Below are 17,575 nucleotides of genomic sequence, written 5' to 3' on the forward strand. Positions count from 1 at the left end.
TAATCCTCGCTACCGTATGCAAGGAGAGTGACACTTCTGCTTTGCCGATGGGTGACATTACTGCTTTGCGGCTACAGCTTAAAGCCCCGTAATCATGGTTATGTAACTAAAGTACGCTGCCCGAGTTCCACCAGCCACACCCGCTTGCCGCTCATCCGCGCCGCCCTACGTCCCGAGGCAGCCGATAGCCGGAGGGGTCCGCTCCTCCGCCCCAATTTAGCCAAAGGAAATTGCCGTGGAAACGAATCTGACCATCAATGGCACGAAGCAGCGGCTGGATCTCGATCCCCGCACGACGCTGCTGGATGCGCTGCGCCACCATCTTGGACTGACCGGCAGCAAGAAGGGCTGCGATCACGGGCAATGCGGCGCCTGCACGGTCATGGTGAATGGCCGCCGGATCAACGCCTGTCTGACATTGGCCTGTATGCATGACGGCGATGAGGTGACCACCATCGAAGGCATCGGAGCGCCCGGCAACCTCAGCCCGCTGCAAGAAGCTTTTGTCAGCGAAGACGGGTTCCAATGCGGCTATTGCACGCCAGGGCAAATCTGCTCGGCCACCGCGATGCTGGAAGAGATCGCAGAGGGCTGGCCCAGCCATGTGACCGATGATCTGAGCGGCAAGCCCGCGCTGACGACGGAAGAGATCTCGGAACGGATGAGCGGTAATCTCTGCCGGTGTTCGGCCTATCCCAACATCGTCGAGGCGATCCGAAAAGCGGCGGGAGAAAGCGCATGAGACCATTCGACTATACCCGCGCCGAAAATACCGAAGCCGCCGCGCGGCAAGCAGCCAGCGGTGGCACCTTCATCGCCGGGGGCACCAACCTTCTGGACCTGATGAAGCTGGAGGTCATGACCCCCGAGGCGCTGATCGACATCAACCGGCTCGACCTTGGCGAGATCGAAGAGACCGAAGACGGCGGGCTGCGCATCGGGGCCTTGGTGACCAACAGCGATCTGGCCAATGACGCCCGCCTGCGCAAGGGTTGGCCGGTGCTAAGCCGCGCGTTGCTGGCCGGGGCCAGTGGGCAGTTGCGCAACAAGGCGACGACGGGCGGCAATCTGCTGCAACGCACGCGTTGCCTGTATTTCTACGACCGCGCCATGCCCTGCAACAAACGCGAGCCGGGCACGGGCTGTTCGGCGAAGGAGGGGTTCAACCGCATCCTCGCCGTCTTGGGCACCTCGGAGCATTGCATCGCCACCCATCCCAGCGACATGGCCGTGGCCATGCGGGCGCTCGGGGCCGAGGTGGAGACGCTGAAAGAAGACGGCAGCACACGTCGGCTGACGCTGGATGAACTTTACCTGCTGCCCGGAGAGCGGCCAGACCAAGAAACCGTTCTTGAGCCGGGCGAATTGATCACCGCCGTGGTGCTGCCTGCGCCGGTAACGGGCAACCAGACCTATCGCAAGGTGCGGGACCGGGCTTCTTATGCCTTTGCCCTCGTCTCGGTCGCCGGGATCATCGAGATGGAAGACGGACGGATCACCCGCGCCGATCTGGCCTTTGGCGGGCTGGCGCCGAAACCTTGGCGCAATGCCGAGGTGGAGGATCTGCTGACCGGCAACGTGCCTTCGGAAGACCTTTTCAACAAAGCCGCCGATCTGCTGCTGGCCGAGGCCAAAGGCTATGGCGCGAATGATTTCAAAATCCCCCTCGCCCGCCGCACGTTGGTGTCGGTGCTAAACGAACTTACCGCGGAGGCCCAGCAATGACCGAGCAATTCAAGATGGACGCGCCTGCCACCGCCCGCAGGCTGGACGATATGGCGCAGGGGCTTGTCGGCGCGCCGCTGGACCGCCCCGAGGGGCCGCTGAAGGTGAGCGGCACGGCGACCTATGCCAATGAATGGCAGGTCGAGGGCATGGTGCATGGCGTCATGGTCCGCGCGCCGGGCAACAGTGGCCGGGTGGTCTTGGCCAACCGCGACGCGGTGGCGCAAATGCCGGGGGTATTGGCCGTGATCCAAGACCCGCGCCTGCTGCGCAACCCCGCGCAAGGCACCGCGAACCAAGCACCCATACAGGGGCCGGAACAGGCCGCCTATCTCGGCCAGTTGATCGCAGTGGTCGTCGCCGAGGAATTCGAACAGGCCCGCCATGCGGCGCAATCGCTGAAGGTGGAATTGGAAAACGGCGAGGTCATGCCGGTCGATCCCGCCACGGCGGCGGTCGAGCCGCAGGAGGCGAAGACGCTGGATCAGGGCGATCTGGAGCGTGCTATGGCGCAGGCCGCTTTCTCAGTCGATGTAACCTATACCACCCCGTCGCATTCCAGCACGCCGATGGAGCCGCATGCCTCCATCGCCTCATGGGACGGGGAAAACCTGACCCTGCGCGGCAGCTATCAGATGCTGAAATACAACCGCAATGAGCTGTCCGATGCCTTGGGCATCCACCCTGACCGGCTGCGCATCCTGTCGCCCTATGTCGGCGGCGGCTTCGGGTCAAAACTCGGCATCGCGCCCGAGGCGGTCGCGGCGGCGATTGCCGCGAAAGAGGTGGGCCGCCCGGTCTCTGTCGCGCTGCACCGCCAGCAGGTCTATGAGGCGACGATGCGCCGGTCCGAGACCACGCAGCGGGTGCGCCTTGCCGCCGACGCCGAAGGTCGGCTGACCGGGCTGGGCCATGACGCGCGGGTGTCCAACCTGCCCGGAGAGAGCTTTGCCGAGCCGGTCTTGCAGGCGTCGCATTTCCTCTATGCTGGGGCGAACCGCAAGATGTCGATGGATTTGGCGCGGGTGCACCGGCTTTGCGCAGGCTCCGTCCGCGCGCCGGGCGAGGCGGTGGGCGTCACCGTTTTCGAAGGCGCGATGGATGAACTGGCCGATAAGATCGGCATGGACCCTGTCGAGCTTCGCCGCCGCAACATCCCCGAGAAGGACCCCGAAAGCGGCAAGGAATTCTCCTCTCGCCGTTTCCGAGAGGCCCTCGACAGCGGGGCCGAGACATTTGGCTGGGCCGACCGCCCCGGCGTCAAGGAACGGCGCGAGGGTGAATGGCTGATCGGCTATGGCATGGCCTCCGCCGCGCGCGTCAACGTGTTGATGGAGAGCCAAGCCCGCGTGACGCTGATGCCCGATGGCCGCCTGCGGGTCGAAACGGATATGACCGATATCGGCACCGGCACCTATGCGATCTTGGGCCAAATCGCAGGCGATATGATGGGTCTGCCCCGCGATGCGGTCGATGTGGTCTTGGGCGATACCACCCTGCCCCCGGCATCTGGTTCCGGCGGGTCATGGGGCGCCTCGTCGAGCGGCACCTCGGTCTATCTGGCCTCCGAGGCGATCCGCAAACAGCTCGCCGCGCGGCTTGAAGTGGAGGAAGACGACCTCACGCTAAAAGACGGCATGGCGACCTTTGATAACCAGACCCGCAGCTTGAGTGATATCCTGAACGGTGATGAGATTGCCAAAGTGGGTCACGTCCAGCCCGGCGATACTTCTGAGGCGGTGCGGCAGGCCACATTCGGGGCCTATTTCGCCGAGGTCGCGGTGCATGCCGCGTCGGGCGAGACGCGGGTGCGGCGGATGCATGGCACCTTTGCTGCCGGGCGGATCCTGAACGCCAAGACGGCACGGTCACAATGTCTGGGGGGCATGACCTTTGGCATCGGCATCGCACTGACCGAGGAGCTGGCCTTTGACCCACGTGACGGCCATGTGGCCAACCACAACCTCGCGGAATACCACATCCCGGTGAACGCGGATGTGCCGCAGCTGACCGTCGATCTGCTGGAAGAGCGGGACGATTGGGCCAACCCGCTACAGGCCAAAGGGATCGGCGAATTGGGCATCTGTGGCGCGGCGGCAGCGATCGTTAATGCCATCTACAATGCCACCGGCGTCCGGGTGCGCGACTATCCCGCCACCTTGGACAAGGTGATTGCCGGGATGTGATGAGAGGGGGCGGCGTGACGGCCGCCCCACTTTTTGCCTGCTTTACGCTTGATACCTACTGCGCCAGCCGCTGTTCCCAAGCCGCACGGAAGTCGGCATAGCGTTCCGCATAGGCTGAGGTGAGCGCGGGGTTGGGCGCGATGCTTTTGCGTATCTTCGGGGGGCGGATCACCTCGGCCTCCGCCGCCCCGCCACAGCCCAGCATCGCCAGCCGCGCCGCACCGAGCGCTGCGCCCTGCGCACCGCTTTCTGGCACATCGAGGGTCAGCCCGGTGATGTTGGCGATCATCTGCAACCATGTCTCCGACTGGCTGCCGCCGCCCGCCACGCAGACCCGTTCGGGCAAAGAACCACAGTGATCGAGGGCGCGACAGCAGTCGGCAAAGGCGAAGCCTACCCCCTCCATCACCGCCTGCACCATATCCGGCAACCCATGCGCGCGGCGCAGCCCGTGAAAGGCCCCGGCGGCATCGGGGGCGTTATGCGGCGTCCTCTCGCCCGAGAGGTAAGGCAGGAAGGTGATCGCGGAGGGCTGTTGCAGGCCTTGAACCATGCCCGCCAGCGCTGCGGGGCTCTGCCCCGTGATCTGCCCGAGCCATGCCAAAGCGTCGGTGGCCGATAGGATGACCCCCATCTGGTGCCAGGTCTTCGGCACCGCGTGGCAGAAACTATGCACCGCGCTTTCGGTGTTGCTGGCGAAACGGTCGGTCACGGTGAATAGCACGCCAGAGGTGCCGAGCGACAGAAACCCCTGACCCGGCTGCACCAGCCCCAGCCCCACGGCGGTGGCGGCATTGTCCCCCGCGCCGCCCGCGACGCTGACGTTGCCGACACCCCACTCCGCGGCAAGCTCAGCCCGAAGCCCGCCCGCCCGCGCGCTGCCTTCGACCAGTCGCGGCATGTGATCGCGGCTAAGCTCCGTTGCGGCGAGCAGTTCATCCGACCAAACGCGTTTTTCCACGTCGAGCCAGAGTGTCCCCGCCGCGTCGGACATTTCCGACACATGCTCCCCCGTCAGCCAAAGACCGACATAGTCCTTGGGCAGCAGGACCTTGCGGACCTGCGCGAAAATCTCAGGCTCATGCTTTTGCACCCACCGCAGCTTGGGCGCAGTGAAGCCCGCCATGACGATATTGCCACCCAGCCCGCGAAAATCGGCGCGCTCTTCAAGTTCCGCGCATTCGGCATGGGCGCGGCCATCGTTCCACAGGATCGCCAGGCGCAGGGGCTGGTCATTGACATCCAGCAGCGTGGCGCCGTGCATCTGGCCCGAGACGGCAATGCCGCGCAGGGCCGCGAATGCCTCCGGGGCCGCGGCGCGGACCTCGGCGATGGCAATCTCGCAGGCGGTGATCCATGAATGGGGGTCTTGCTCGCTCCACATCGGGTGCGGGCGCTGAACCTCCAAGGGGGCATGACCCTCGGCCAAGGGCCGTTGGCCTTCGTCGATCAAAAGCGCTTTGACGCCAGAGGTGCCAAGGTCCAAGCCGAGATAGGTCATGCGGTACTCGTTACTTCACAAATAAGAGGGAGCCACCGGCAGGCTGCCGGTGGCCTTGGCCATTAGAACGGGCTGTCGGGATAGTAGAAATCCATCGCGTTCTCTTGCGTCACCAGCACCGAGCCGATCACGAAAGTGCCCGAGACCGGCGCGTTGGAGGTGAGGCCCACGGCGGTCAGTTCAATCGCGGTGGCGATCATCGACGGCGGGTAGGTCACATTGGCCGGGATCATCTCATCGCCATCGGCGGTGCGCTTGATCATCTCTTTCATGCCGGCGCCGCCGAGCACGAATTTCACGTCGTCACGCCCTGCCGCTTCGATCGCGGCCAGCACGCCAATCGCCATATCGTCGTCCGAGGCCCAGACCGCGTCGATATTGGGGTATTTCGACAGGAAATCCTGCATCACGGTAAAGCTGTCGTCGCGGTTCCAGTTGCCATGCTCCATGTCGAGCACATTGATGCCGGAGCCTTCGATCGCCGCGTTGAAACCCTCGACACGCTCGTTGTCGATGGTGGTGGGGATGCCGCGCAGCACGACGATGTCGCCGCCATCGGGCATTTGCTGGGCCATGAACTCACCCGACACCTTGCCAAAGCCGCTGTTGTCGCCCGCAACGTAAAGGTCTTGGATGCCTTCCACGGAAAGGCCACGGTCCACCACGGTGACCCATGCACCGCTGTCGGCAACGGCTTGCACCGGCGGGGTCAGCGGGTCGGATTCAAAGGGCAGCACCACCAGCGCGTCGATGTTGCGCGTGGCGACCATGTCTTCGATGTCGTTCACCTGTTTGCCGGGGTCCGACGCGGTGGCGAGGACGAAGTCGAGATCGGAATAGACCTCTTCCAGACGTTCGACGGTTTCTTTGGCGTGAAAGTTCATGCCCCCCGCCCAGCCGTGGGTCGCCGCCGGGATCGACACGCCGATGACTTTGGTCTCTTGGGCAAAGGCGGCGGTGCCAACAGCCGTGGCCAGCGCGGTGGCAATGAATGTTTTGGTAAATGTCATATTTGCTCCTCCCATGAAGCGTTCAACTACGGCTTAAAGCGCCGTCTTCCTTTCGCGCTGTAGGATCACAGCGAGAATGATGATAATCCCTTGGATCGCACCGTTCAGATAGGGCGACACGAAATCGGTGAGGTTCAGGATATTGCCGATCAGGCTGAGGATCAGCACGCCGATGACGGTGCCCCAGACCCGACCGAAACCACCCTTGAGCACAGTGCCGCCGATGATAACGGCGGCAATCGCCTCCAACTCCCACAGCACCCCGGTGGAGGCCGAGGCCGAGCCGAGGCGGGGGACATACATGATCGTCGCGATGCCCACCAAGATGCCCAAGGCGGCGTAGGAGATCAGCCGCGTGCGATTGACGTTCACGTTGGAATAATGCGCCACATGTTCGTTCGACCCGGTGGCGGCGCAGTGGCGGCCATAGACGCTGCGCGACATGATGATCTCACCGATAATGACCACCAGCGCGAAAACGATGATTGGCCAGCTGATCCCGAGGATGCCGTCGAAATAGACGGGCCGGTAAAAGCTGCGCAGACCGAAATCGAGCGACAGGGTGCCGCCATCCGCCAGCCAGGTCACCAGCGAGCGGTAAATGCCCATGGAGCCGAGCGTGACGATGAAGGCTTCGATGCCGAGGGCGGTGATCAAAAAGCCGTTCAACAGCCCCGCCAGCAGCCCCGCGACGATGGCCGTGAACATGCCCAAGAGGATGATCGGCACGCCGACGCCGAGGCTCGGTAAAGCGGCGTTCATCACCAAGATCATCAACCCCGCGATAAAGGCCGCCATCGACCCCACCGACAGGTCAAGCCCGCCCGCGGTGATGACAAAGGTCATGCCCACCGCGATGATCCCGATAAAGGCCGAGCGGGCAAGGACGTTGGTGATATTCGCCGCACTCAGGAAGTTGGAATTCAGTGCCGTGCCGATCAACAGCAAAACGATCAGCGCGATGATCGGCCCGAGGACAGACATCGACGGCATCCGGAAGCTTTTGGTTTGAGGTGTGGTTACATCTGTCATCTTCGGTTTCCTTAGGCCGTCATCGGCATTTGTTCGGCGCTCAGCCCCATGGAGAGGCGGACAATCGCGTCTTCCGTGATCTCGCCCGCGTTCAGCGTGCCGCTGACCTCGCCCAAACGCATAACCATCACGCGGTCGGCAAGGCCGATGAGTTCGGGCATCTCGGAGGTGATCACGATAATGGCGTGGCCCTGATCGGCCAATTTGCGCAGGAAGGCATAGATTTGCTGCTTGGTACCGATGTCGATGCCGCGGGTGGGTTCATCGACGATCAGGATGCGCGGCTCGGAGAGCATGATCTTGGCCAGCAGCAGTTTCTGCTGGTTGCCGCCCGACATATTGCCGACCCGCACATCACGGCTGCCCGCGCGAATGTCGAACTCGCCAATGGCCTCTGTCAGGGCGGTTTCCTCTGCGTTGCGGTCGATCAGGAAGCCGCCGAATTTATGCAGGTTTTGCAGGGTCAGGTTCTCACGCATGCCGCGTTCCAGCAGCAGACCGCGCAGCTTGCGGTCTTCGGTCAGATAGCACAGCCCGGCCTGTTGCGCGTCGCTTGGCCGCTTGAACTGCACCGGCTCCCCAAAAAGGGTGACACGCTCGGCGCTTGCCGGGCGCAGCGCGGCCAGGCCCTCCATCACCTCGGTCCGGCCAGAGCCGATAAGCCCACCCAGCCCGAGGATCTCCCCCTGTCGCAGTGAAAAAGACACATTGCTGGCAAAGCCTGGCACGCTGAGGTTTTCGACCGAAAGCACCTCTGGCGCGCCCCGCTCCACACCGGGTTTGGCGGGGTAGAGGTCAGACACATCGCGGCCCACCATGGCGGTGGCCATTTCGTCTTCGGTGATCTCAGAGGTCGGGCTGGATTGCACCACCGCGCCATCGCGCATGATGGTGACATGGTCCGAGATCTCGGCCACTTCGTCCAGCTTATGCGAGGTGAACAAGACCGCCGTCCCCGCCGCGCGCAGGGCCGCGACCTGTTTGAACAGCACATCGGTCTCGCGTTTGGTAAGCACCGCCGTCGGCTCGTCCATGATCAGCACCCGCGCATCGCGCGACAGGGCCTTGGCGATCTCGACCATCTGTTTGTCGGAATTCGACAGGCGCGAGACCAGCGCATCCGGAGAGACGTTGCAGGCCACCCGATCAAGATAGTCCCGCGTGCGCCGCCGCATCTCGGCCTTGTCGAGCAGCGGCCCGCGTTTCAACTCGCGGCCCAGAAAGATGTTCTGCTCAACGGTGAGCTGTTCGGCCAAGTTGAACTCTTGGTGGATCATCACGATCCCGGCCATCTCGCCCTCGTGCAGACTGTCGAAACGGATCGCCGCACCGTCAAGTTCGACAGCACCTTTCGAGGGCAGTTGATAGCCCGCCATGATCTTCATCGTCGTCGATTTGCCCGCCCCGTTCTCACCGATCAGCGCATGAACGGTCCCCGGCTCTAGTGCGAGGGTCACGCCGTGCAGCACTTCGATCGAGCCGAAGCTCTTGCTCACGTCGCGCAGGGCAAGAACGGGGGTGGCACTCATAGCTTGGTCCACGCCGCATCATTGGCCGAGGAGGTGACACAGGCATTGATGAAACGCATCCCCGCCATGCCCGCCGTGATGTCCGGCAGCACGCCCATGGCGCTTTCGCGGCTCGCCCCGCCCTGCACCGCGCGGATCGCATCGGCGGCCTCGTTATAGATCGTGGCAAACCCTTCGAGGTACCCTTCGGGGTGGCCGCCGGGAATGCGGCTTACCGATTGCGACGCCTCAGACGCCCCTGCCCCGTTGCGGGTGATCAGGCGCTTCGGCTCTCCCAAGGGCGTGAACCACAGGTAATTGGGGTCCTCTTGCGACCATTCCAAACCGCCCTTGTCGCCATAGATACGCAGTTTCAGCGCATTCTCATTGCCCGGGGCCACTTGGCTTGACCACAGCATGCCGCGCGCGCCACCGGCGAAGCGCAGCATCATATGGGCGTTGTCATCCAGCTTGCGCCCCGCGCCCCAGCTTTGCAGATCGGCGGCAAGGCTTTCGACCTCCAGACCGCTGACAAAACAGGCGAGGTTATGGGCATGGGTGCCGATATCGCCCACCGAACCGCCCGCGCCCGAGCGTGCGGGATCGGTGCGCCATTCGGCCTGTTTGACGCCTTCGTTCTCCATCGGCGCGGTCAGCCAGTCCTGCGGGTATTCCGCCTGAACGATCCGGATCTCGCCCAGATCGCCTGCCGCCACCATGGCCCGCGCTTGGCGGATCATCGGATAGCCGGTGTAATTATGGGTGAGGATGAAAAGTGCCTCGGCCTCCGCGACGCTGGCCGCCAACGCCTCCGCATCCTCCAGCGTGGAGGTCAGGGGCTTGTCGCAGATCACATGGATGCCCTTGGCCAAGAACGCCTTCGCGGCAGCAGCATGGACGTGGTTGGGCGTGACAATCGAGACCGCCTCGATCCCGTCCTCGCGGGCGGCTTCGGCCTCGGCCATCTCCTCGAAACTGCCGTAGGAGCGCGGGATGCCCAAAGCCTCCGCACTGGCGGCGGATTTCTCGGGGGTCGAAGACAGCGCGCCTGCCACCAGATCAAACCGGTCGTCGATGCGCGAGGCGATGCGGTGCACCCCGCCGATAAAGGCGTCATTGCCGCCGCCCACCATGCCAAGTCGAATACGTGCCATCAGTCGATCCCCAGCATTTTGCGGTTTGCCGCCTCATCGGTGCCGCCATCGGCGAAGTCGTCAAAGGCTTTGTCGGTCACGCGAATGATGTGATCTGAGACGAATTGCGCCCCCTCACGCGCCCCGTCTTCGGGGTGTTTGAGGCAGCATTCCCATTCCACCACGGCCCAGCCATCGAAATCATTCGCCGCCATTTTGGAAAAGACAGCGCCGAAATCAACCTGCCCGTCGCCCAGCGACCGGAACCGCCCGGCGCGGTCTGTCCAGCTTTGATAGCCGGAATAGACCCCCTGACGGCCCGTCGGATTGAACTCCGCATCCTTGACGTGGAACATCTTGATCCGGTCTTTGTAGATGTCGATGTTATCAATGTAATCAAGACATTGCAGGACGTAGTGGCTGGGGTCATAGAGCATGTTGGCGCGTGCGTGATTGCCCGTACGCTCCAAAAACATCTCATAGGTGATGCCGTCATGCAGGTCTTCGCCGGGGTGGATCTCATAGCAGACGTCGACGCCGCAATCTTCGGCGTGGTTCAGGATCGGCAGCCAACGCGCGGCGAGTTCGTCAAAGGCCGTCTCAATCAGCCCCGCCGGGCGCTGCGGCCAAGGGTAGACATAGGGCCAAGCCAAAGCGCCCGAGAAGGTCGCATGCGCGCCGATCCCCATGTTCTTGGAGGCGGAAAGCGCCAGTTTGACCTGCTCGACCGCCCATTCCTGCCGCGCCTTGGGATTGCCGCGCACTTCTTCGACGGCGAAGCCGTCAAAGGCCGTGTCATAGGCCGGATGCACGGCGACCAACTGGCCCTGAAGGTGGGTCGAAAGCTCGGTCACCTCCACGCCGTTTTCGACCGCCTTGCCCTTGAACTCATCGCAGTAATCCTTGCTCGACGCGGCCTTGGCCAAGTCGATCAACCGCGCGTCCCAACTGGGCACCTGCACGCCTTTGTAGCCACAATCGGCAGCCCATTTGGTGATGCTGTCCCAAGAGTTGAAGGGCGCCTCATCGCCCGCGAATTGCGCCAGAAACAGCGCCGGTCCCTTGATCGTCTTCATAATGTTCCTCCCTTTCCCCAGCTCAAACGAACCGGTTCACGATGTTCTCCAGAATTTCCTGCCGGCCCGAGCGGGGCTGCGGATTGATGCCGTCTTGGACGACCTGTGCGGCGATCGAGGCCAGATCCCCCTCCAGCATCGCCTTGGCCTTGGGCGTCTCCCACCCCGCGTAGCGCTCGGCGCGCATGGCCTCAATCGTGCCATCCTCCAGCATGGCTGCGGCGGCTTTGAAGCCCCGCGCGCAGACATCCATCGCGCCCGCATGGGCCGCGACCAGATCGATGGGGTCAAGCGATTGCCGCCGCAGCTTGGCGTCGAAATTGGTGCCGCCGGTGGTGAAACCGCCCGCCTTCAGCACCTCGTAATAGGCCAGCACCACTTCGGGCACGTTGTTGGGGAATTGATCCGTGTCCCAGCCCGATTGATAGTCGTTTCGGTTCATGTCGATCGAGCCGAAAATCCCCAAGGACGCGGCCAGCGCCAGCTCATGTTCGAACGAATGGCCTGCAAGGATCGCATGGCCCTGTTCGATGTTCATCTGAACTTCGTTCTCCAGCCCAAACTCCTTGAGGAAACCATAGACCGTGGCCACGTCGAAATCATACTGATGTTTGGTCGGCTCCTGCGGCTTGGGCTCCACCAGAATGGCGCCTTCGAAGCCGATCTTGTGTTTGTACTCCACCGCCATCTGCAAGAAGCGCCCGGCCTGCTGGCGTTCGCGTTTCAAGTCAGTGTTGAGCAGCGTCTCATAACCTTCCCGCCCGCCCCAGAGAACGTAGTTCTGACCGCCCAGCTTATGGGTCGCGTCCATGCAGGCTTTGACCGTGGCGGCGGACCAAGCGAAAATCTCGGGGTCGGGGTTGGTGGCCGCGCCCGACATGAAGCGCCGGTGACCAAAAAGGTTCGCCGTGCCCCAAAGCAGCTTGGTTTTGGAGCCTTCCATCTTGGCGCCGAGATAATCAATGATCTCTTCGAAATTGCGCAGACTTTCGGCGAATGTATCCCCCTCGGGGCGGATGTCGGCATCGTGCCAGCAGAAGAAAGGCGCGTTCAGCAGATCGAACATCTCAAAGGCCACATCGGCCTTGAGCTTTGCCAGATCCATCGTGTCACCGAACCACGGGCGATCGAAGGTCTGCCCGCCAAAGGGATCGCCGCCCGGCCATGCGAAGGAATGCCAATAGGCCACGGCGAAACGCAGGTGATCTTCCATCCGTTTGCCCATGACAACTTCGTCGGGGTTATAGTGGCGAAAGGCCAGATCGGCGCCCTCGGGATCATAGGCGAGGGGTTTGATATCCTTGAAAAAATCACTCATGTATCTTGGGCCTTCATCTTATCGGTCAATGTGTCGGCGGGCAGATTGTCCCGCACATAAATCGTCGGCACGAGGTCCGGCATCGGCGGCAGTTCCTTGTGATCGATCAGCGCGCGCAAGACGGTGAAGGCGCGGTTGATCTCGACATCCGGACGCTGGTCGATCACCAGATCGATATGCCCGTCAAACAGCGCCTGACGCGAATGGGCGACAAGTTCGTGCACCACGCAGAAGGGGCGCTTGCCTTGCACCTCTTGCAGGGCGGCGATCAACCCACTGTTGCCCGCGCCCACGTTGTAAAACGCGGTCAGCTCCGTCTGGCCGAGCGCCTGACGCATCTGCGCGTTCAGGACCTGCGCGTCGTCTTTTGTCATGATCGGATCAAGCAATTCGACCTGCGGGAAATCGGCCTGCAACACTTCGCGAAAGCCGGTCAGACGCTCCGCGTGGTCGCGCGCGTCCAGCGAGCCTGCAAAGGTCTGCACCCGTCCGCCCTGCCCGCCATGGGCAAGCCCCACCATGCGGCCCGCCGTGCGCCCGGCGGCGATGTTGTCGATCCCGATATAGGCGGCGCGGGCGGCCTGCGGCAGGTCGGAGACGAGGCCCACCACGGCCACCCCCTTGTCCCGCAGGGCGGCCAAAGGTGCCTCAAGCGCCGCGCTTTGCAAACCGACGATGGCGACACCGTCGAAATCCCGCTCCAGCAGGTCCGAAATGCTGTCTTGCAGCCCTTCGACCGCAAAGGCCGCGACCTCGATCACCTCGGCGGTGACGCGTTCGGTGGCCTGATGGGCAGCGGTATGGTCGATATGTTGACGGATGCGGTTGAAAAAGGCGTTGGAGCCGCGGGGGATCAGGAAAGCGAGCCGGTAGACCCGCCCGCGTGACAGGTTCGCCGCCGCGACATTGCGCACATAGCCAAGCGCCGCGACCGCTTCGCGCACCTTGGCGATGGACTTTTCCGCCACGTTGCCGCGGTTGTTGATCACCCGGTCCGCGGTGGCATAGCTCACCCCGGCAACGCGTGCGACATCGCTTAACGTCGGACTTGTCATGGCCCCTCCCCCGCGCGCTGGCCCTCCCAGCCTGCGCATCTCGGGGCCTATCTAGGGGGATATTTTGATATACGTCAATCATTTTTGATAGACGTATATCATTTTTCGGGAATTGGGCGGGGCAGCGTGGAACGCTCACCGCCCCTAACAGACTGATTATCTGTGGATTTTACGCAAAAACCGACTGAAGTTTCACTGCGCCGCGGTCTCGCTGGCTTGCAGTGGGCCGGGGTGAATGCAGGCGACCTGATGCAGCGACTCGCCCGGCTGCGGCACCACCTGCGCGCAATCAGCCTGCGCCCGCGGGCAGCGACCGCGGAAGACACAGCCCGAGGGCGGGTTCATCGGCGAGGGCATGTCGCCCGACATCGGCACGATCTGCTTCGCGCGTTCGGCAATCGGATCGGGGATCGGCACCGCCGAGAGCAGGGCCTGCGTGTAGGGATGCTGCGGCTCGTCGTAGAGCTGTGCCTTCGGCGCCTTCTCCATCACGCGGCCAAGGTAGAGCACCATGACCTCGTCCGAGATGTTCTTCACCACGCTGAGATCATGGGCGATGAAGGTCATCGCCAGCCCCAGATCGCGCTGCAACTCTTTCAGAAGTTCAATCACCTGCGCCTGAATTGAGACGTCGAGCGCCGAGACCGGCTCATCGCAGATCAGGAGCTTCGGCTCGACGATCAGCGCGCGGGCGATGCCGATGCGCTGGCACTGGCCGCCAGAGAACTCATGCGGGTAGCGGTTGATCATCTGCGGCAGCAGGCCCACGCGTTCCATCATCTGCGCCACCCGGGCGCGGCGCTCGCGGGCAGGCACGTCGGGGCGGTGGGTCTTCAGCGGCTCGGCGATGATCTGGCCCAGCGTCATACGCGGGTTGAGCGAGGCAAGCGGGTCCTGAAACACCATCTGGATTTCGGACCGGTAGGGTTTCATCCGGCGCGGAGAGAGCGACAAAAGGTCGGTCTCGCCCTGCCACATGACCTGACCTTCGGACGGGACCATCTGGATCAACCCGCGCGCGAGGGTGGATTTGCCGCAGCCGGATTCACCCACGACGCCGAGGGTCTTGCCGGGCTCCAGATCGAAGCTGACGCCGTTGACCGCATGCAGGATGCGCGGTTTGGTCCAGGGCATGTCACCGGCGCGGGTGATCGGGAATTTGACGTGAAGGTCGCGGACGGAAAGCAGCGGGCTCATGAGGTGACCTCCGCGATGGGACGGTGGCAGGCGCGGGCGCGGGCGCCGTCGAAGGGGGCGAGCGGCGGCATCACGCGGCAATCGTCACCTGCGTAATCGCAGCGCGGGCGGAAGGGGCAGCCCGCGGGCGGGGCGGCCATGTTGGGCGGGTTGCCGGGGATTGCCTTCATGATGGCGTCCTCGCCATCGACGCGCGGCACGGCGGCCAGAAGGCCGCGGGTGTAGGGATGCGTCGGCTCGGCAAAGAGCGGCTCGGTCGGACCTTGCTCCATCACCCGGCCGCCGTACATGGCCAGCACCCGCTCGCAGAAGCCCGCCACGACGCCGAGGTCGTGGGTGATGAGGATCGTGGCCATGCCGAAATCCTTTTGCAGATCGCCCAAGAGGTCCATGATCTGCGCTTGCACGGTGACATCGAGCGCGGTGGTCGGCTCGTCTGCGATCAAGAGGTCCGGCTTGCACAAGAGCGACATGGCGATCATCACCCGCTGGCGCATGCCGCCCGAAAACTCGTGGGGGAAAAGGCGAATGCGCTCCTTGGCTGCCGGGATTTTCACCGCGTCCAGCATCCGCACCGATTCCGCCAGCGCGTCGCGCTTGGACAGCCCTTGGTGCAGGGTCAGCACTTCGGCCATCTGCTCGGAAATCCGCATGTAGGGATTGAGCGAGGTCATCGGGTCTTGGAAGATCATCGCGATCCGCTCGGCCCGGATCTTGTTCAGAACTTTCGGTTTGGCGCCGAGGATCTCCTGTCCGTCGAAGCGGATCGATCCGCCGGTGCGCCCGTTCGGCGCCAGCAGCCCCATGATCGAAAAGGCGGTCTGCGACTTGCCCGAGCCGCTTTCGCCGACGATGCCGAGGGTCTCGCCCCGGTTGATCGAGAGCGACAGGTCGTTGACCGCGTGAACGGGGCCGTCGTCGCCCTCGAAGGTGACGTTAAGCTTGTCGATTTCCAGCAGAGACATCAGCGATCCTTGGGGTCGAGCGCGTCACGAAGCCCGTCACCGATGAAGAACAGGCCGAAGAGCGTGAGACAGAAGAACAGCAGCGGGAATCCCAACTGCCAGGTGGTGCCATAGGCGATGGTGCCCGCGCCTTCGGAGATCAGCGCCCCGAGGGAGGTCAGCGGCTCCTGCACGCCGAGGCCGAGGAAGGAGATGAAGCTTTCCGTAAGGATCATCAGCGGCACCAGCAGCGTGGCATAGACGGCGATAACACCCAGAAGATTGGGCACGATATGGCGCAGGATGATGACCGGGGCGGAAACGCCGGTGGCGCGGGCGGCCTCGACGAACTCGCGGCCCTTGATGGTCAGGGTCTGGCCGCGCACAATGCGGGCCATCTCCATCCAGGAGATCAGGCCGACGCCGGCGAAGAGGATGGTGATCGACCGGCCATACATGACCAAGAGCAGGATCAGCACGAACATGTAAGGCACGGCCATGAAGATATCGACAAGCCGCATCATGATGCTGTCGGTCCGCCCGCCGAAATAGCCCGCGACCGCGCCGTAGAGCGTGCCGACCACACAGGCGATCAACGCGCCGACGAGGCCCACGGCGAGGCTGATCTGGGTGCCCTGCACGGTGCGGGCAAAGAGGTCGCGGCCCAGATCATCGGTGCCGAAGTAATGGCCGCTCTCAAACGACGGGCCGCCCAGTTCGACGATCTGGCCCATGACATTGTAGTCGAGTTCCTCGTTCGACCATTGCGCGAGGCTGTTGCCAAAAAGCGCGAAGGCCACGACGAAGCCGAGGATCACCAGCCCCATCAGCGCCGCCTTGTTGCGGAAGAACCGCCGCCGCGCATCGGCCCAGGGCGAACGGCCCTTGCCTGCAAGCTCGCTGGCCTCGACCCGTTGTTCGGATGTCATCACCATGTCAGTACCGGATCTTGGGGTCGATCCACCCGTAAAGGATGTCGACCACGAGGTTGAAGAAGATGGTCAGCGCGCCGACGAGGATCGTCACCCCCATCATCACCGCGTAGTCGCGGTTCAGCGCCGAATCGACGAAGGCCTTGCCGATGCCGCCGGTGGAGAAATAAATGTCGACCACCACGGAGCCGGTGATCATCGCAACAAAGGCCGGCCCGAGGTAGGAAATCACCGGCAGCATCGCCGGTTTCAGCGCGTGGCGGAGGATCACCCGGCGCTCGGGCAGACCCTTCGCGCGGGCGGTGCGGATGTGGTTCGAGGTCAGCACTTCCAGCATCGAGGAGCGCGTGATCCGCGCGATCGAGGCCATGAAGGACGTGGACAGCGCGATCACCGGCATGATCCAATATTCCGGCCCCTGCCAGCCGCCGCCCGGCAGCCAGCCGAGCCAGAGCGTGAAGACCAGCACGAGGATCGGCGCCATCACGAAGTTCGGCAGCACCTGCGCCCCGATGGAGACGCCGACGGCGGCATAGTCCAGCGCCGAGTTGTGCCGCACGGCGGCGGCGACGCCGAGGCTCACGCCGACGATGACCGCCACGGCGAAGGACAAAAGGCCGTAGGTCAGCGTGATCGGGAAACCTTGGGCGATGATCTCGTTCACCGAACGGTCCTTGTAGACGAAGCTCGGCCCGAAATCGAACTCAGTGACGATGCCCCAAACGTAAGAGGTGATCTGCTTCCAGAGCGGATCGTCCAGCCCGTATTTCGCATTGAGGTTCGCCAGCACCTGCGGCGGCAACTCGCGCTCGGAGGTGAAGGGGCCGCCGGGGGCGGAATGCATCAGCAGGAAGGAGATGACGATCAAGACCAGAAGCGTCGGAATAGCGATGGCAAGGCGCTTGAGGATGTAACTGAGCAAGAGGCGCGCGCTCCGAATACGGGGTTTGTGGGGGTG

The 17,575-nt window shown here is 63.4% G+C and carries 15 protein-coding genes; 3 read left to right on the forward strand and 12 right to left on the reverse strand.

Annotated elements, in window-relative coordinates:
- The first annotated feature begins 235 nt into the window (after positions 1-235).
- From ACGYKA_RS13185 to ACGYKA_RS13195, 3 genes are read left to right on the forward strand one after another with little or no spacing between them, the layout of a single operon-like run.
- Positions 236-742 (forward strand): 2Fe-2S iron-sulfur cluster-binding protein, encoded by a 507-nt coding sequence (locus tag ACGYKA_RS13185; protein ID WP_082852032.1) that lies wholly within the window; start codon positions 236-238, stop codon positions 740-742.
- Positions 739-1,725, forward strand: a complete 987-nt coding sequence (locus ACGYKA_RS13190) for an FAD binding domain-containing protein (RefSeq protein WP_394412832.1) — start codon at positions 739-741, stop codon at positions 1,723-1,725. The genes ACGYKA_RS13185 and ACGYKA_RS13190 overlap by 4 nt, the downstream gene beginning before the upstream one ends.
- Positions 1,722-3,911, forward strand: a complete 2,190-nt coding sequence (locus tag ACGYKA_RS13195; protein ID WP_394412835.1) for a molybdopterin cofactor-binding domain-containing protein — start codon at positions 1,722-1,724, stop codon at positions 3,909-3,911. Before ACGYKA_RS13190 ends, ACGYKA_RS13195 begins: the two co-directional genes overlap by 4 nt.
- A gap of 55 nt (positions 3,912-3,966) precedes the next feature.
- Here the strand turns inward: ACGYKA_RS13195 and xylB are convergent, their stop codons facing one another.
- From xylB to oppB, 12 genes are all read right to left on the reverse strand, one after another.
- Positions 3,967-5,412, reverse strand: coding sequence for a xylulokinase (xylB, locus tag ACGYKA_RS13200; RefSeq protein WP_394412838.1), 1,446 nt, complete (start codon positions 5,410-5,412; stop codon positions 3,967-3,969).
- Between the two features lie 62 nt (positions 5,413-5,474).
- Positions 5,475-6,422: an ABC transporter substrate-binding protein gene (locus ACGYKA_RS13205; protein ID WP_394412841.1), complete on the reverse strand. Its 948-nt coding sequence runs from the start codon at positions 6,420-6,422 to the stop codon at positions 5,475-5,477.
- 33 nt (positions 6,423-6,455) lie between these two features.
- On the reverse strand, positions 6,456-7,454 hold the full coding sequence (locus tag ACGYKA_RS13210; protein WP_067263827.1) for an ABC transporter permease: 999 nt from the start codon (positions 7,452-7,454) through the stop codon (positions 6,456-6,458).
- Between the two features lie 11 nt (positions 7,455-7,465).
- Complete coding sequence (locus tag ACGYKA_RS13215) at positions 7,466-8,983, reverse strand: sugar ABC transporter ATP-binding protein (protein ID WP_394412844.1); 1,518 nt, start codon at positions 8,981-8,983, stop codon at positions 7,466-7,468.
- Positions 8,980-10,116 carry a Gfo/Idh/MocA family protein gene (locus ACGYKA_RS13220; RefSeq protein WP_394412846.1) on the reverse strand — a complete coding sequence of 379 codons (1,137 nt, stop codon included), beginning with the start codon at positions 10,114-10,116 and terminating at the stop codon, positions 8,980-8,982. The genes ACGYKA_RS13215 and ACGYKA_RS13220 overlap by 4 nt, the downstream gene beginning before the upstream one ends.
- Positions 10,116-11,171 carry a sugar phosphate isomerase/epimerase gene (locus tag ACGYKA_RS13225; protein ID WP_067261237.1) on the reverse strand — a complete coding sequence of 352 codons (1,056 nt, stop codon included), beginning with the start codon at positions 11,169-11,171 and terminating at the stop codon, positions 10,116-10,118. The genes ACGYKA_RS13220 and ACGYKA_RS13225 overlap by 1 nt, the downstream gene beginning before the upstream one ends.
- Positions 11,172-11,193: 22 nt before the next feature.
- Entirely contained in the window at positions 11,194-12,489 is a 1,296-nt protein-coding gene (gene xylA, locus ACGYKA_RS13230) for a xylose isomerase (protein ID WP_394412849.1), read from the reverse strand.
- The gene (locus ACGYKA_RS13235) at positions 12,486-13,544 is read right to left on the reverse strand and encodes a LacI family DNA-binding transcriptional regulator (protein WP_394412852.1); all 1,059 of its coding nucleotides are present in this window, start codon (positions 13,542-13,544) and stop codon (positions 12,486-12,488) included. Before ACGYKA_RS13235 ends, xylA begins: the two co-directional genes overlap by 4 nt.
- A gap of 192 nt (positions 13,545-13,736) precedes the next feature.
- The gene (locus ACGYKA_RS13240; RefSeq protein ID WP_394412855.1) at positions 13,737-14,741 is read right to left on the reverse strand and encodes an ABC transporter ATP-binding protein; all 1,005 of its coding nucleotides are present in this window, start codon (positions 14,739-14,741) and stop codon (positions 13,737-13,739) included.
- On the reverse strand, positions 14,738-15,706 hold the full coding sequence (locus ACGYKA_RS13245; protein ID WP_394412858.1) for an oligopeptide/dipeptide ABC transporter ATP-binding protein: 969 nt from the start codon (positions 15,704-15,706) through the stop codon (positions 14,738-14,740). Before ACGYKA_RS13245 ends, ACGYKA_RS13240 begins: the two co-directional genes overlap by 4 nt.
- Complete coding sequence (locus ACGYKA_RS13250) at positions 15,706-16,620, reverse strand: ABC transporter permease subunit (RefSeq protein ID WP_394412861.1); 915 nt, start codon at positions 16,618-16,620, stop codon at positions 15,706-15,708. Before ACGYKA_RS13250 ends, ACGYKA_RS13245 begins: the two co-directional genes overlap by 1 nt.
- Before the next feature lies 1 nt (position 16,621).
- A complete protein-coding gene (oppB, locus tag ACGYKA_RS13255; RefSeq protein ID WP_067260875.1) occupies positions 16,622-17,539 on the reverse strand; it encodes an oligopeptide ABC transporter permease OppB in 918 nt (305 codons plus the stop codon).
- Positions 17,540-17,575: the final 36 nt, after the last annotated feature.

It is taken from the genome of Sulfitobacter sp. 1A15106, assembly GCF_043556995.1.
In the GTDB taxonomy this organism is placed as follows: Bacteria; Pseudomonadota; Alphaproteobacteria; order Rhodobacterales; family Rhodobacteraceae; genus Sulfitobacter; species Sulfitobacter faviae.

Excerpts from the sequence above, each read along its gene's own strand:
- ACGYKA_RS13220 (WP_394412846.1), bottom strand. The coding sequence starts at position 10,116 with ATGGCACGTATTCGACTTGGCATGGTGGGCGGCGGCAATGACGCCTTT.
- ACGYKA_RS13190 (WP_394412832.1), top strand. The coding sequence starts at position 739 with ATGAGACCATTCGACTATACCCGCGCCGAAAATACCGAAGCCGCCGCG.
- ACGYKA_RS13210 (WP_067263827.1), bottom strand. The coding sequence starts at position 7,454 with ATGACAGATGTAACCACACCTCAAACCAAAAGCTTCCGGATGCCGTCG.
- ACGYKA_RS13235 (WP_394412852.1), bottom strand. The coding sequence starts at position 13,544 with ATGACAAGTCCGACGTTAAGCGATGTCGCACGCGTTGCCGGGGTGAGC.
- ACGYKA_RS13225 (WP_067261237.1), bottom strand. The coding sequence starts at position 11,171 with ATGAAGACGATCAAGGGACCGGCGCTGTTTCTGGCGCAATTCGCGGGC.
- xylB (WP_394412838.1), bottom strand. The coding sequence starts at position 5,412 with ATGACCTATCTCGGCTTGGACCTTGGCACCTCTGGCGTCAAAGCGCTT.
- ACGYKA_RS13205 (WP_394412841.1), bottom strand. The coding sequence starts at position 6,422 with ATGACATTTACCAAAACATTCATTGCCACCGCGCTGGCCACGGCTGTT.
- ACGYKA_RS13195 (WP_394412835.1), top strand. The coding sequence starts at position 1,722 with ATGACCGAGCAATTCAAGATGGACGCGCCTGCCACCGCCCGCAGGCTG.
- ACGYKA_RS13215 (WP_394412844.1), bottom strand. The coding sequence starts at position 8,983 with ATGAGTGCCACCCCCGTTCTTGCCCTGCGCGACGTGAGCAAGAGCTTC.
- ACGYKA_RS13240 (WP_394412855.1), bottom strand. The coding sequence starts at position 14,741 with ATGAGCCCGCTGCTTTCCGTCCGCGACCTTCACGTCAAATTCCCGATC.
- xylA (WP_394412849.1), bottom strand. The coding sequence starts at position 12,489 with ATGAGTGATTTTTTCAAGGATATCAAACCCCTCGCCTATGATCCCGAG.
- ACGYKA_RS13245 (WP_394412858.1), bottom strand. The coding sequence starts at position 15,706 with ATGTCTCTGCTGGAAATCGACAAGCTTAACGTCACCTTCGAGGGCGAC.
- ACGYKA_RS13250 (WP_394412861.1), bottom strand. The coding sequence starts at position 16,620 with ATGGTGATGACATCCGAACAACGGGTCGAGGCCAGCGAGCTTGCAGGC.